The following is a 12,861-nucleotide window of genomic DNA, read 5'->3' on the forward strand; positions in this document are numbered from 1 at the left end:
ATGAAACATTTATTGCAAACAAAAACGGGGCGGCTGAGGATACTCGGCGCGCTGGAAGGCCTGTCCCTGCTGGTGCTCGTATTCATCGCCGTGCCCATGAAATATTATTTCGGCAACCCTGCGGGTACAAAGCTGATCGGGCCGGTGCACGGCGCTCTCTTCCTGCTGTTTGTGTTCAACACGTTAAGTGTGGGTGTAGAGCAGCAGTGGAAATTCAGGCAGACCACCTGGAAAGTGCTGCTGGCATGCGTCATTCCTTTCGGCACGTTCTATATCGACCGGAAGATCCTGCGGAAACTGACGCCGCCGCAGGAGTGAGCTTATGGGTTGGTGAAGGAAACTGTTTGTCCCGGCAGCAATTTCAACTCCACCAGGCTGCTTTCCCTGCCTTTGGGCGTAAAGGGCAGCCTGATGCGCAGCACACCGCCTTTTTCAGCATGTACCTTTACTGAAGCCGGTTTCCCGTTTACGACGGAAGCGCTCACAAGGTAAGCGCCCTCAGCGCGGAGGTCCGTGAAACTTACTTTTTCCCAGCTTGCGGGTAATGCCGGGAATATTTCCAGCACATCGCCCTGCTGCTGCATCAGCAGTTCATGCACGCCCTGCGCGAATGCGAAGTTGCCTTCCAGCGTAAAAGGCCGGTAGGTGAAGCTTGAATACTGCCCGCCCTTCTGATCGCCGTTCAGGTGAAAACTGTTGGCCGATACAAAGTTGGACGCAAAAATGCGCAGGTGTTTCACCGCGCTGTCCGCCTCTTTGGCGCGCGCATAAATGCAGGCCATCCACGCGAAGGAATAACCCACCCATGCCCGCGTGCCCTTCTCTTCGATACGGCGCAGGCTGCGTTTGATGATCTCCGCATCTTCCGCTTTGCCAACCTGCAGCAGCGCCAGCGGGTAAATAGCCATGTATTGCGAGAAGTGGCGGTGCGAGCCGTCCAAACGCTCTCCCGGCGCAACGCTTAAGCCGTATTCATCTACGTCCAGCGCAGGCAGCTGTTTCCGGACAGCATCCCAATGAGCTGCCTCCGCAGGCTTACCCATGGCCTTGCTTGTTTCCGAGGCGGCGCCGAAAAGAAAATGTGCGAGCGAAAGATCGTAGTTCGTCCAATCCGTAAACCAGGCCCTGATGCTATTGTCGTGATACTCGGGGCTGGAACTGAGCGGCAGCCTGCGAACGCCGTTCACCTGCCGCGTGATATTTTCCAGGAACGCAGCGGATTCCTGCAACCATGGATAAACGCGGGTTTGCAGGAGCTGTTTGTTCATCGAGTATTTCCATTGCCAGTACATATGCTGGCTCACCCACGCGCCGGAAGAAGGAGAGAGGGAATACTGTATCCAGCCGCCCATGGGAATTCCCGTGATAGTGGCCACGCCCGGTACATTCAGGCCTTTTACTTTAAAATAATCCTCCGTCATCTGCCGGCTTGCGGGGCGAATGTTCCAGAGCCAATCCGTAAATGTTTCCGCTTCCTGCAAATGGTTGCCGGTGTAAGCGGGCCAATAGCTGAGCTGCGTGTTGAGATCGTTGTGGAAATCGCCTTTCCAGGGCGGGAGGTTCCCGTTATCGGCCGTCCACACCGCCTGCAGGCTGATGGCCGGCGCGCCTTTGCGGGCGGCGGCGCCCAGCTTGTACATATCGCGGTAATACTGCTTTTCGAGCAGCGTATCGGGCAGGCTCACTGCGGACTTTGACCAGAACCGTTTCCACCACGCAATATGGCTATCCCAGCCGGTGGGCTCTTTCAGCGCAGTGTTCAGCTCCGGCAGCTGCGCGGGTTTGTTGTTGCTGATCGTCCATTGCCCGATGACCTTGTTGCCCGGGAAACGTTTCCAGTTCACTTTTACTTCGTAATATTTCCCTTGTGCTGTAGGCTGGCGGTAGTGAACGCTGGTTGCTGTGCGGGTAATAGTGCCTGCGGGATAACCGAGCTTTTCCAGCCCAAGCCCCTCCACACTGTTGCTGTTGCCCCGCTGGCGGCCGGTATTGTAACCGGGAACCGTCAGTTCGGGCAGGAAAGCTTCCGTGCCGAGGTTTTCAAAAGAAAAATAACCGGTCTGCCGGCTGGCATGCACATAAAAATGCGCCGTCACACCGCTGCTGAACGTAATGGTATTCAATGCCGAGGCAAGGTCCAGCTCGTTGCGCGTAACGCTGCCGAGGTTCTCAAGGCTGAACTCCAGGCCTGCGCCAGGCAGTTTGGTAGGCCAGGGGATAGCCTCGTAAGGCTCGTCCATGGCTCGTTGCACGGTATCATATTGTTTGGCCAGCACCCGTTGTTCCACCCATTGATAAGAATATTTTTTAAGGTCAAGAACAGGGCGTTCGTCCCAGAGGTCCACCCGGTCCAGCGAAAGCCGCAGCCGGCCGGCCTTTTGCCAGACGAGCGCACCAAGCATGCCGTTGCCGAGCGGGATGGCCTCGTCCCAGCGGGAAGCCAGGGCGGGGAACACGAGGTTGTGCGAAGGTTTCAGCTGTGCAAATGCCGGGAAGCCGGCAATCACGGCCATCAAAGGCAGGATCAGTTTTTTCATACGAGGTTTTAAAGAGTAGACGTGTACTTCAAAATAACACAATTCCCCTTATTCAAATCAACAGCATTTTAACCGATATAAAGGCGATTTTAACCGGTACACTTTTAATGCTTCCCGGAGCGGCGGTAATTCTGTAATTTTGTGCCCATCATGGTGACAGATCAGGCAACTTACAACAGGAAAAAATTCCGGAACCAGGTACTTATCTTTATTATCAAGCTGGCGGTGTACCTTTCTATTGTGTATGTAAACCTCACCCAGCACAAATGGTTTGAGACCCACACCCTCGTGGCGCGCATTACCAACGCCCTTTCGATCTTCCTCGGCGCCAACCTGCTTATTTCCATCGGGTGGATCGTGATGATATCCTGGTACCTCCGCAAAAACCGCATGCAGCGGCTTACGAGAGACAACTTCGTGCTGGGCATCAACCGCATTTCCTCTGTGCTCAATACCATATTCGCGCTTATATCCATCATGGTGCTGTTTGGCGTGAATCCTTTTAATATGTTCGTCAGCGTTAGTATCGCGGCAGCGGCGTTTGCCCTGTTATCGAAAGACTACGTGACCAATATGATCAACGGGCTCATCATCATGTTCTCCGACCAGCTAAGCCTGGGCGACCAGATCAGGGTGGGGGAGTTTCGCGGAAAGGTGCTGGACATCACGCTCATCAATGTAGTGCTGCAGAACGACGACGATGACATCGTGCTGATCCCCAACAGCGTGATCTTTTCCACCATGGTGCTCAACCAGAGCAAGCAGAACATCAAAAAACTGACGATAGAATTTGAGCTGGACCTCAGGCACCAGTCCTCGCCTGACGAGCTGGAAAAAGAGCTGAAGGGCGTGCTGCGGCCGTTTTCCACCAATATCACCGAAAACAGTTTTTCACTGAAGATACTGGAGATCAAAAAAGACCTCGTGCATTACAAGGTACAGTTCCTCATCCCGCGGCCCGACAAGGAAACTGAGCGCAAGATGCGCAGGCTGCTGATCAATACCATCCTGTCTTTCTCCGGCAGGGAGGTGAATGCGCAGGAAGATTCCCTGTAGTATGCTGTATTCCATCTGGACTTATTCGTATATTACTCCTCAAAAAACAGGCAATGGAAGAATTAACCGCAGGCATCGGTTCCCGGGTGCAGCATGCGCGATTTGGGCCGGGCGTTATCATTGGCGTGAAATACGCCCAGTACGTGGTCACCTTTATGAACAGCGGCATTGAAGAGATCGACAAAACAGACCCGCTATTTGAAGTACTGTACACCGAAAACAAGACCATTGAAATAGAGACCGTCTCCCAGGTGGAAACCTCGCTGCTGAAGATGCTCCGCCTCTGGAACGGCTTCAGCGAAGTGGTGCCCATCGGCGAACGCTGGGCCGGCGGCACTTTGCTGCTGCAGCCTAAAGACCCGAACCTGAAAGGAAAAGAAGTGCCCATCGATGTGTTCTTCCACAAGATCGTGATGGTGCGCGACAGGCTGCGCGTGCTGGAGCAACAGATCAACGGGCACAAACTGCTTGGAGACGAAGACAAGGTGAACCTCCAGCAATACATCACCCGCGTATACGGATCGCTCACTACTTTCAATGTTTTGTTCCGGGATAAGGAACACTGGTTCACAGGTGAAAAAGGAGCGAAGGACGAGTGAAATAAGTGCAATATTTTGTTATTCCCGGATTATTGTATAACTTGGCACTCATCAGGTAATACTACAATTGGAAATTTTCATGCCCCGGCGAAATGCCGGGGCTTTTTTATGTCCGGAACTATAACTGCAATGGGCATACGAATATGGGAAGGCCCGTCATTGGGGGAAGGGCAACGATGCAGGGCAAAAGCCCGTCATTGTGAGGAGCTGCAGAGCCAAAGCGGGGGTGAGACGAAGCAATCTCTTTCGTTGAATTTGACATACTCCAATACTTGAAGGGAGATTGCTTCGTCGCATCTCCCGCCGCACAGAATTCCATGCCGCTCCTCGCAATGACAGTTTAGGATACGCAATGACGGACCTTTACACGTAATGACGGATTCAGAGTTGTATTGAAGAATTGGCCATATAAGCCTCCTGCGGTATGCGCCCCGCAATGGCCGCCCAGCCATCGCGGTTCCAGCGGAAATGCATGGAATGGCGGCTGTTGAAGCGGTCGAAGCGCCGGGGCCGGTACCCGTGATGGACAGACACGAAGATGATCAGCCGCTCGCCGGCCTGGGCGGCTTTCGGATCGCGGAAAACGACCTCGCCGTTGCGGATCATATATACGCCGGCAGACCGGATATCGTTCCAGGGAAAATGCCTGTTCCAGAAAGGGCAGGAGAAAAGGATGCCGCTGGCATTAAGCGTTACGGTAATAGACCGGCGGCCCAGCCTTATCACGATCATGACAGTAAGCAGCAAGGTTCCCGTAATAATGTAGGTTGGTTTCCTGGAAATAATGCCGGTAATAAAGAGCGCCAGGTTAATAACGAAAAAAAGCAGGCGCAGCAGCTGACCCGTCAGCCTGCGGCCCGCCCTGATCCGGATAGTCCGGGTAATGTTGGCCATGGGCATGCCCGTTTATAAAAACTGCGGTGCAAAAGCATGCACCGCAGCATCAGTAGGTAGTATCTATGTGTATTCAGTTAAGCAGGGGAAACGGGCGAGGGCTAGTTCTCATATTCCTCCCCGCGCAGCGTACATTCGATCTGGTGCTTAACAGGCGCGCTGAAGCCCTCCAGTTCAATGTTCGGACGCTCGTCCAGGCAGATCCTGATCTTACCGTTCTCAGTGATTAAAACGTCGTGAATAGGTTCCAGCAGGGCAAACAGCATCCTTTTGCCGCTTTCCGCGATCTGGTTCATAATGGAATCCTCAAGCTGGAAGAATTCCCGGTTTTTGTAAGAATAGGATACTTGTACCATCTGTTCGGTTTTTTCGCTAGGATATCTTGATGCCATAAAAATACTGAATTTATTAAATTGTCAAAATTTATTATGGATAATTTATATAAAAGTCATATCAATACATAGCTAAAAAGGTTTCAAACCCGCCGCAGTATTAACTTTACGCTAATAAATCAATTTTAGGGCCGAAATGTTACCACTTACCATTTATAATATTCCAGCCCCCGGTTTGCCCCTGAAACCCTTATTTTTATGCTCATATCAATTTCATAATATCCAGTATGCAATCATTTAACAGACTATTCCTGCTGCTCTGCCTGTTGGTTACCGCCGGCATGGGCGCCTACGCCCAGAACCTGAAGTGGAACACCGCCGGGGACGCATTTTACCAGGCCCGGGAAGGTGCCATCTACGCCGTTTCCGCCACCACCGGCCAGCAAACCGCGCTGGTCACCGCTGCGGAACTTACTCCTGCCGGCGCTTCCAAACCGTTGTCTACCCGCCGCTTCACCTTCACGCCCGACGAAAAGGGCCTGCTGCTGTTTACCAACACCCAAAGGGTATGGCGCTATGAAACCCGCGGCGATTACTGGTTCTACAGTCTTGCCACCAAAAAGCTCCGCCAGCTGGGCAAAGGCCTGCCGGAAGCCTCTCTCATGTTCGCCAAAATATCGCCCGACGGCACCAAGGCCGCTTACGTGAGCAGGCATAACCTGTACGTGGAAGATCTTGCCACGGGCAAGACCGACCAGCTCACCAAAGACGGCACCCGCAAGCTGATCAACGGCACCTTCGACTGGGCCTACGAAGAAGAGTTCGGCTGCCGCGACGGTTTCCGCTGGAGCCCCGACAGCAAAAGCATCGCATACTGGCAGATAGACGCCAAGAACATCCGCGACTTCCTGATGATCAACAATACCGACTCCATCTATTCCTTTACCATACCAGTAGAATATCCCAAGGCAGGGCAGAACCCATCCGCCTGTAAAGTGGGCGTGGTGAGCCTTCAGACGAAAAAGACCACCTGGATGCAGGTGCCCGGCGACCCCGTACAGCATTACATCCCGCGCATGGAATGGATCCCCGGTACCAACCGCCTCATCATCCAGCAGCTGAACCGCAAGCAGAACACCTCGCGCCTGATGGAGCTGCAAGCCGCTACAGGCAAGGCAAATACCATCTTTACCGAAACAGACAAGGCCTGGGTGGATGTAAAATCCTCCTGGGATGACGGTGACATTACCGGCTGGGACTGGCTGAACAACGGGAAGTCTTTCCTCTGGGTCAGCGAAATGGACGGCTGGCGTCATGTGTACGAGATAGATGTGGCCGGCGGGAAACACAAGCTGCTCACTCCCGGCGATTATGACGTGATCAATCTCCTGCAATACAGCGAAGCCGGCAAACAGCTTTATTTCCTGGCCTCGCCCGGCGATGCTACCGGCCAGTACCTGTTCAGGACGGACCTTTCCGGCGCAGCCGCAACGCGCGTAACGCCGAAAGACCAGCCGGGTACGCACAAATACGAGATTTCCCCGAACGGCAAAGTGGCGGGCCATTCCTATGAAAGCCACCTGCTGAGCCCTGCCGCGGAATTCGTTTCCCTGCCTGATCATCAGAGCATTTCCGGGAAAGACTTTACCGCGGAAGCCGCCAACGCCGCCAAAAGGCCGGATAATACCAGCTACTTCCAGGTGACCACTGCAGACGGCGTTACCCTCGATGCCTGGATGAGCAAACCCGACAACTTCGACTCCACCAAAAAATACCCCGTTGTATTTTTTGTATATGGCGAGCCCGCATCTTTCAAGATCACAGACAGCTGGGGCGCCACCAATAATTTCCTCTACGAAGGCGATATGGGCAAAGACGGCTACATCTATATTTCGCTGGACAACCGCGGCACGCCTGCGCCTAAAGGCCGCGAGTGGCGCAAAAGCATCTACCGCAAAGTAGGGCTCATCAACGCCCGCGACCAGGCCATGGGCGCTAAAGAAATACTCAAGCTGCCTTACGTGGACAAAGACCGCATCGCAGTATGGGGCTGGAGCGGCGGCGGTTCCATGACGCTCAACCTGCTGTTCCAATACCCCGAGATCTACCAGACCGGCATTGCCATTGCGGCGGTGGCCAACGAGCTTACCTACGACAATATCTACCAGGAACGTTATATGGGCCTGCCTTCCGAGAACAGGGAAGATTTTATCGCCGGGTCGCCGATCACCCACGCTAAAAATCTCCGCGGCAAACTGCTGTATATCCATGGCACGGGAGACGATAACGTGCATTACCAGAACGCGGAAATGCTGATCAATGAACTGATCAAACACAAGAAGATCTTCCAGATGATGGCCTACCCGAACCGTACCCACGGCATTTATGAAGGGGAGGGCACTTCAGAGCATTTATCCGCCCTGTACACGCAGTTCCTGAAAGAGAACTGTCCCCCTGGCGCGAAATAGACCATTGTATATAATATCACGAGGGCTGACCAGTATCATGACCGGTCAGCCCTTCATTATTTTCCTTTTTCAGAAATTCGCCCTTACTTTGCGCATCCAACAATACCGCAACATGTTAAAATCCTCCGTTTCAGGCATTATTGCAGCAGTGATCGTTATTATCAGCGCCTTTCTTCCATGGATCAGCGTGCATGTGGACGGGCAGCACCTGGTATTCAGCGGCCTGCAGAGCGAAGGTTCCAGCTTCGGCGAGCCCGGCAAGCTGAGCATCGCGGTATCTGTGCTCGCTATCATCTTCTTTCTCATCCGCAAAGCCTGGAGCCCGCGCGTCAACCTCTTTGTCAGCGCTTTCCTTGCCGCATGGGCTTTCCGTAACATGCTGCTTTTTTCCCGTTGTGAAATGGGTATCTGCCCGGAACAGCAAATTGGTTTGTGGCTAAGCCTTATTGCCGCGCTGGCAGTATTTGGCTGCGTGCTGTGGAACTGGAAGAACCTGGTGAAGTAAGCAGGCCTGGTGCCGTCAGGACATCAATACATATAAATTTTTCTAAATCGATTTGCTACGGTTCCCTTACGGTATCCCTACTAAAGCCCTACTAAAGCCTTACGGTTAGTATACGGTTAGAACGCTTTTACCCCGCTTTTTGAACGCCTTTCCTCTGCTGTTACAATATGAAACGATCGGGTCTCGATTGGAACCAGATCGGGTCTGGATCGGGTCACGATCGGAATTAGCCCTTAAATAAACGAAGAGATCAGGTAAGAGACCAGCACCACCGCGCCACCGGTGAGGAGGTACCGCATGGTCATGCGAACGGTGCCCTGCCCCGTAATGCGGGATTTCAGCAGGGCAAATAATATGAGGAATATAACACTGATTGTCAGGCTGATGCGCGAAGCTGCCGGGAAATTCTCCTGAAACAAATACGGCAGGAATACCAGGCAACCGCCGAGGAAGAAAAATACTCCCGTGGCCACCATGCTCCTGATCGCATGCAGGGTGCCGTAGGAGCGGAGCGTTACTTTTTCGGATTGAAGGGTCTGTTCCCAAACCTGCTGATCCTTCTGCATTTCATCGGCAATGTGAGCGATGGTGGTTTCAGAAATGTCCAGCTTTTCCAGTTTGCTTTTTTCTTCAGGGCTCATCAGTCCATCGTCGCCATCCCCGCGGTTGGCACGGAATACGGCGATCATCAGCAGCAGGGTGGCAAAACCCAGCACGAGGAAATGAATAGTATAGAACGCCTGTACCGTCAGGCTTTTGGAATAAAGCACCTGGGTTGTGAAAAGCAGCAGCAGTATCCCGTCAGGGAAGCCGATCATCATATCCGTTTTCCACCCGGAGCTCCGGATGGCTTTGCTGTTTGTACTCATTTATAAAGTTTCCAGGCTTTTTTGAATAATGCCCACGCATTCGTCGATCTGCGCAGCATCGATCACCAGCGGCGGCGCAAAACGTATCTTGTCGCCATGGGTGGGCTTGGCCAGCAGGCCGTTCTCTTTCAGCGCCAGGCATAGTTCCCAGGCTGCGTCTTCATGCGCATGTTTGATCTCTATGGCGTTCAGCAGTCCCTTGCCGCGCACCACGCTGATGTGCGGGGAGTTGAGCGCGCGGATACCGTTGCGCAGCAGTTCGCCCATTTTCGTGGCATTCTCAGCCATACGTTCGTTGCGCAGCGTTTCCAGCGCCGCCATGGCCACTTTGCAGGCCAGGGGGTTGCCGCCGTAAGTGGAGCCGTGCTCGCCCGGGTGAATGGTGAGCATGATAGGATCATCCGCCAGCACGGCCGAAACCGGCAGCATGCCGCCGGAGAGGGCTTTGCCGAGGATCAGGATATCCGGCCGCACCTGTTCGTGGTCGCAGGCCAGCATCATGCCGGTGCGGGCGAGGCCGGTCTGGATCTCGTCTGCTATAAATAACACATTGGCGTCTGTACAATATTGGCGGGCTTTGGAGAGGTATCCCTCATCGGGCACCTTTACCCCGGCTTCGCCCTGGATGGGCTCTACCATAAAACCGGCCACGTTCGGGTCCTGCAGGGCCATTTCCAGCGCGGGCAGGTTATTGAAAGGGATCACCTCGTAGCCCGGCATGTAGGGGCCGAAAGCCCTGCGGGCCACGGGGTCGGTACTGAAAGAAACGACGTTCAGTGTGCGGCCGTGAAAGTTCTCCGCGCAAACGATGATCTTCGCTTTATTTTCCGGGATGCCTTTTACGACATACCCCCAGCGGCGGCAAAGCTTCAGGGCGGTTTCCACGGCTTCCACGCCGGTATTCATCGGCAGCACTTTGTCGTAGCCGAAATAACGGGTGATATACGCCGCGAACTCTGCTAAAAGCTGGCTGTGAAAAGCTCGGGAGGTAAGGGTGAGCTGCTGCGCCTGTTCTATCAGCGCGCTGACAATCTTGGGATGGCAATGCCCCTGGTTTACAGCGGAATAGCCGGAAAGGAAATCGAAATACCGCTTACCGTCTACATCCCACACAAAAACGCCTTCGCCGCGGTTGAGCACCACGGGCAGGGGGTGATAATTGTGCGCGCCGAACTCTTCTTCCAGGGCCAGGTAATGCTGCGTCCGTTCACTGATTGTATAATTTGGTACCATGCGGTAAAGTTACTTATTCTTCAGCTGATTCACCAGCGTGATGTATTGCTCCATGGCCTCTTCTTTGGTTTTGCCTTTGAGGTTGTTCCAGGCGTCGTATTTGGCTTTGCCCACGAAGTCGAACATGTTGGCGGGGGGCTCTATATTGATGTCGCCTTCGGTGGCCTGTTTGTAGAGGGAATAGAGCTGCAGGAGAATGTCGTTATCCGGTTTGGAATCCAGTGTTTTGCTGGCCGCCACGGCCTCTTCAAATGATTGTTGCAGTGCCATGTTCTGTTTTTGCTGTTAAAAGTAAAGAAATACCCCCAAAAGCCCTTCTCCACACATAAAAGAAGAACAAAATTTAATACCTTTGCGCAAATAATGAGTTACGAATTGACAGCTGCGGATCACGAATGAAGGCCCATTGGGCCCGGGGGCTGCCGGTAGTCTTTGCTGAACGCCATTTTTACATCATTCGTTATCCGTGACTGACGGTTCGTAATTGTTTTTTATATATGAAGAATATCCGGAATTTTTGCATCATCGCCCACATCGACCATGGTAAAAGTACCCTGGCGGACCGTTTACTGGAATTTACCAAAACCATCTCTGACCGCGACATGCAGGCGCAGGTGCTGGACGATATGGACCTGGAAAGGGAAAAGGGGATCACCATCAAGAGCCACGCCATCCAGATGAGCTATAAGGCCAACAATGGCGAGCAATATATCTTTAACCTGATAGATACGCCCGGCCACGTGGACTTCTCCTACGAAGTATCCCGCGCGCTGGCCGCCTGCGAAGGCGCGCTGCTGCTGGTAGACGCCGCCCAGGGCATCCAGGCGCAAACCATTTCCAACCTGTACCTCGCCCTGGAAAACGACCTGGAGATCATCCCCGTTATCAATAAAATCGACATGGCAGGCGCCATGATCGAAGAAGTGACCGACCAGATCATTGAACTGATCGGGGTGAAAAAAGAAGACATCCTGCTGGCGTCCGGCAAGTCCGGCATCGGCATCGAAGAAATACTGGAAGCCATCGTGCACCGCATCCCTGCCCCGGAAGGCCAGCAGGACGCGCCGCTGCAGGCTTTGATATTCGACAGCGTGTTCAATTCCTTCCGCGGCATCATCGCTTATTTCCGCGTGTACAACGGCTCTATCCGCAAAGGGGACAAGATCCGATTTGTGAACACCGGCGAGGAATACGAGGCGGACGAAGTGGGCATCCTCAAGCTCGGCCTGGAGCCAAAGAACCAGGTGAACGTGGGCGATGTGGGATACATTATCACCGGCATCAAAAACGCCAAGGAAGTGAAAGTGGGCGATACCATCACCCTCGCGGCCAATCCCTGCAAAGAAGCCATCCAGGGCTTCGAAGAGGTGAAGCCGATGGTATTTGCCGGCATCTTCCCCGTGGTGACCGAAGATTTTGAAGAGCTGCGCGATTGCATGGACAAGCTCCAGCTGAACGATGCATCGCTGACCTATGAGCTGGAAACCTCCCAGGCCCTTGGGTTCGGCTTCCGTTGCGGCTTCCTCGGCATGCTGCACATGGAGATCATCCAGGAAAGGCTGGAACGCGAGTTCAACCAGACCGTGATCACCACCGTGCCCAACGTGGGTTTCAAGGCATACGATACCAAAGACAAGCTGATCATCGTGAACAATCCTTCCGAAATGCCGGACCCCACCAAGCTGGACCGCATCGAAGAACCCTGGATCCGTGCGCAGATCATCACCAAACCGGAATACATCGGTAATATCATGACGCTTTGCCTCGGCAAACGCGGCCTGCTGCTGAACCAGAGCTACCTTACCACCACCCGCGTGGAGCTGATGTTCGAGCTGCCGCTCACCGAGATCGTGTTCGACTTCTACGATAAGCTCAAGAGCCAGACGCGCGGCTACGCCTCGTTCGACTATTCACCCATCGGTTTCCGCGAAAGCGATATCGTGAAAATGGACATCCTGCTCAACGCCGAAAAAGTAGACGCCCTCAGCGCCCTTATCCACCGCAGCCGCGCGCAGGACTTCGGCCGCAAGCTTTGCGAAAAGCTGAAAGAGCTGCTGCCGCGCCAGCAATTCCTGATCGCCATACAGGCGGCCATTGGCGCGAAGATCGTGGCGAGGGAAAATATCAGCGCCATGCGTAAGGACGTAACCGCCAAATGTTACGGCGGCGACATTTCCCGCAAACGCAAGCTGCTGGAGAAACAAAAGGAAGGTAAAAAACGTATGCGCCAGATCGGCAACGTAGAAGTACCGCAGGAAGCCTTCCTGGCGGTATTGAAGCTGGATGATTAAACCGGCTCCGAAGATTCCGAAAAGACCGTCATTGCGAGGAGCGACTAGGGATGCTCTGCCGCAGGAGACGCGACGAA

The 12,861-nt window shown here is 53.7% G+C and carries 12 protein-coding genes; 6 read left to right on the forward strand and 6 right to left on the reverse strand.

The genetic code is table 11. The features are described 5' to 3' along the window. On the forward strand, nt 1–318 hold the full coding sequence (locus R3I13_RS26515; RefSeq protein ID WP_346321020.1) for a DUF3817 domain-containing protein: 318 nt from the start codon (nt 1–3) through the stop codon (nt 316–318). Between the two features lie 2 nt (nt 319–320). Here the strand turns inward: R3I13_RS26515 and R3I13_RS26520 are convergent, their stop codons facing one another. After that, complete coding sequence (locus R3I13_RS26520; RefSeq protein ID WP_346321021.1) at nt 321–2,537, reverse strand: glycoside hydrolase family 95-like protein; 2,217 nt, start codon at nt 2,535–2,537, stop codon at nt 321–323. A 150-nt stretch (nt 2,538–2,687) separates the two neighbouring features. Here R3I13_RS26520 and R3I13_RS26525 point away from each other — a divergent pair, with 150 nt between their 5' ends. After that, entirely contained in the window at nt 2,688–3,593 is a 906-nt protein-coding gene (locus tag R3I13_RS26525) for a mechanosensitive ion channel domain-containing protein (RefSeq protein WP_346321022.1), read from the forward strand. Between the two features lie 53 nt (nt 3,594–3,646). Continuing rightward, nucleotides 3,647–4,192, forward strand: coding sequence for a hypothetical protein (locus R3I13_RS26530; RefSeq protein ID WP_346321023.1), 546 nt, complete (start codon nt 3,647–3,649; stop codon nt 4,190–4,192). Nucleotides 4,193–4,573: 381 nt separating this feature from the next. Here R3I13_RS26530 and R3I13_RS26535 read toward each other — a convergent pair whose 3' ends face one another. After that, the gene (locus tag R3I13_RS26535; RefSeq protein WP_346321024.1) at nt 4,574–5,086 is read right to left on the reverse strand and encodes a hypothetical protein; all 513 of its coding nucleotides are present in this window, start codon (nt 5,084–5,086) and stop codon (nt 4,574–4,576) included. Nucleotides 5,087–5,187: 101 nt separating this feature from the next. Next, complete coding sequence (locus R3I13_RS26540; protein WP_346321025.1) at nt 5,188–5,442, reverse strand: hypothetical protein; 255 nt, start codon at nt 5,440–5,442, stop codon at nt 5,188–5,190. A gap of 263 nt (nt 5,443–5,705) precedes the next feature. Between R3I13_RS26540 and R3I13_RS26545 the strand changes: the two genes are divergently transcribed. Then, a complete protein-coding gene (locus tag R3I13_RS26545) occupies nt 5,706–7,886 on the forward strand; it encodes a DPP IV N-terminal domain-containing protein (RefSeq protein ID WP_346321026.1) in 2,181 nt (726 codons plus the stop codon). A gap of 112 nt (nt 7,887–7,998) precedes the next feature. Beyond that, the gene (locus R3I13_RS26550) at nt 7,999–8,391 is read left to right on the forward strand and encodes a hypothetical protein (RefSeq protein WP_346321027.1); all 393 of its coding nucleotides are present in this window, start codon (nt 7,999–8,001) and stop codon (nt 8,389–8,391) included. Nucleotides 8,392–8,624: 233 nt separating this feature from the next. Here R3I13_RS26550 and R3I13_RS26555 read toward each other — a convergent pair whose 3' ends face one another. The 3 genes from R3I13_RS26555 to R3I13_RS26565 are packed head-to-tail and all read right to left on the reverse strand — an operon-like array spanning nt 8,625 to nt 10,763. Then, nucleotides 8,625–9,260 carry a VIT1/CCC1 transporter family protein gene (locus R3I13_RS26555; protein WP_346321028.1) on the reverse strand — a complete coding sequence of 212 codons (636 nt, stop codon included), beginning with the start codon at nt 9,258–9,260 and terminating at the stop codon, nt 8,625–8,627. Continuing rightward, a complete protein-coding gene (gene rocD, locus R3I13_RS26560; RefSeq protein WP_346321029.1) occupies nt 9,261–10,493 on the reverse strand; it encodes an ornithine--oxo-acid transaminase in 1,233 nt (410 codons plus the stop codon). A gap of 9 nt (nt 10,494–10,502) precedes the next feature. Beyond that, nucleotides 10,503–10,763 carry an acyl-CoA-binding protein gene (locus R3I13_RS26565; RefSeq protein WP_346321030.1) on the reverse strand — a complete coding sequence of 87 codons (261 nt, stop codon included), beginning with the start codon at nt 10,761–10,763 and terminating at the stop codon, nt 10,503–10,505. 227 nt (nt 10,764–10,990) lie between these two features. On the opposite strand from R3I13_RS26565, the gene lepA reads away from it, so the two are divergent. Then, nucleotides 10,991–12,784, forward strand: coding sequence for a translation elongation factor 4 (lepA, locus tag R3I13_RS26570; protein ID WP_346321031.1), 1,794 nt, complete (start codon nt 10,991–10,993; stop codon nt 12,782–12,784). Nucleotides 12,785–12,861: the final 77 nt, after the last annotated feature.

Source organism: Chitinophaga sp. YIM B06452, assembly GCF_039655965.1.
Classification (GTDB): domain Bacteria; phylum Bacteroidota; class Bacteroidia; order Chitinophagales; family Chitinophagaceae; genus Chitinophaga.

Bases quoted from the DNA above. Each gene is read 5' to 3' on its own strand.
- R3I13_RS26515 (WP_346321020.1), top strand. From the start codon at position 1: ATGAAACATTTATTGCAAACAAAAACGGGGCGGCTGAGGATACTCGGC.
- R3I13_RS26520 (WP_346321021.1), bottom strand. From the start codon at position 2,537: ATGAAAAAACTGATCCTGCCTTTGATGGCCGTGATTGCCGGCTTCCCG.
- R3I13_RS26525 (WP_346321022.1), top strand. From the start codon at position 2,688: ATGGTGACAGATCAGGCAACTTACAACAGGAAAAAATTCCGGAACCAG.
- R3I13_RS26530 (WP_346321023.1), top strand. From the start codon at position 3,647: ATGGAAGAATTAACCGCAGGCATCGGTTCCCGGGTGCAGCATGCGCGA.
- R3I13_RS26535 (WP_346321024.1), bottom strand. From the start codon at position 5,086: ATGGCCAACATTACCCGGACTATCCGGATCAGGGCGGGCCGCAGGCTG.
- R3I13_RS26540 (WP_346321025.1), bottom strand. From the start codon at position 5,442: ATGGTACAAGTATCCTATTCTTACAAAAACCGGGAATTCTTCCAGCTT.
- R3I13_RS26545 (WP_346321026.1), top strand. From the start codon at position 5,706: ATGCAATCATTTAACAGACTATTCCTGCTGCTCTGCCTGTTGGTTACC.
- R3I13_RS26550 (WP_346321027.1), top strand. From the start codon at position 7,999: ATGTTAAAATCCTCCGTTTCAGGCATTATTGCAGCAGTGATCGTTATT.
- R3I13_RS26555 (WP_346321028.1), bottom strand. From the start codon at position 9,260: ATGAGTACAAACAGCAAAGCCATCCGGAGCTCCGGGTGGAAAACGGAT.
- rocD (WP_346321029.1), bottom strand. From the start codon at position 10,493: ATGGTACCAAATTATACAATCAGTGAACGGACGCAGCATTACCTGGCC.
- R3I13_RS26565 (WP_346321030.1), bottom strand. From the start codon at position 10,763: ATGGCACTGCAACAATCATTTGAAGAGGCCGTGGCGGCCAGCAAAACA.
- lepA (WP_346321031.1), top strand. From the start codon at position 10,991: ATGAAGAATATCCGGAATTTTTGCATCATCGCCCACATCGACCATGGT.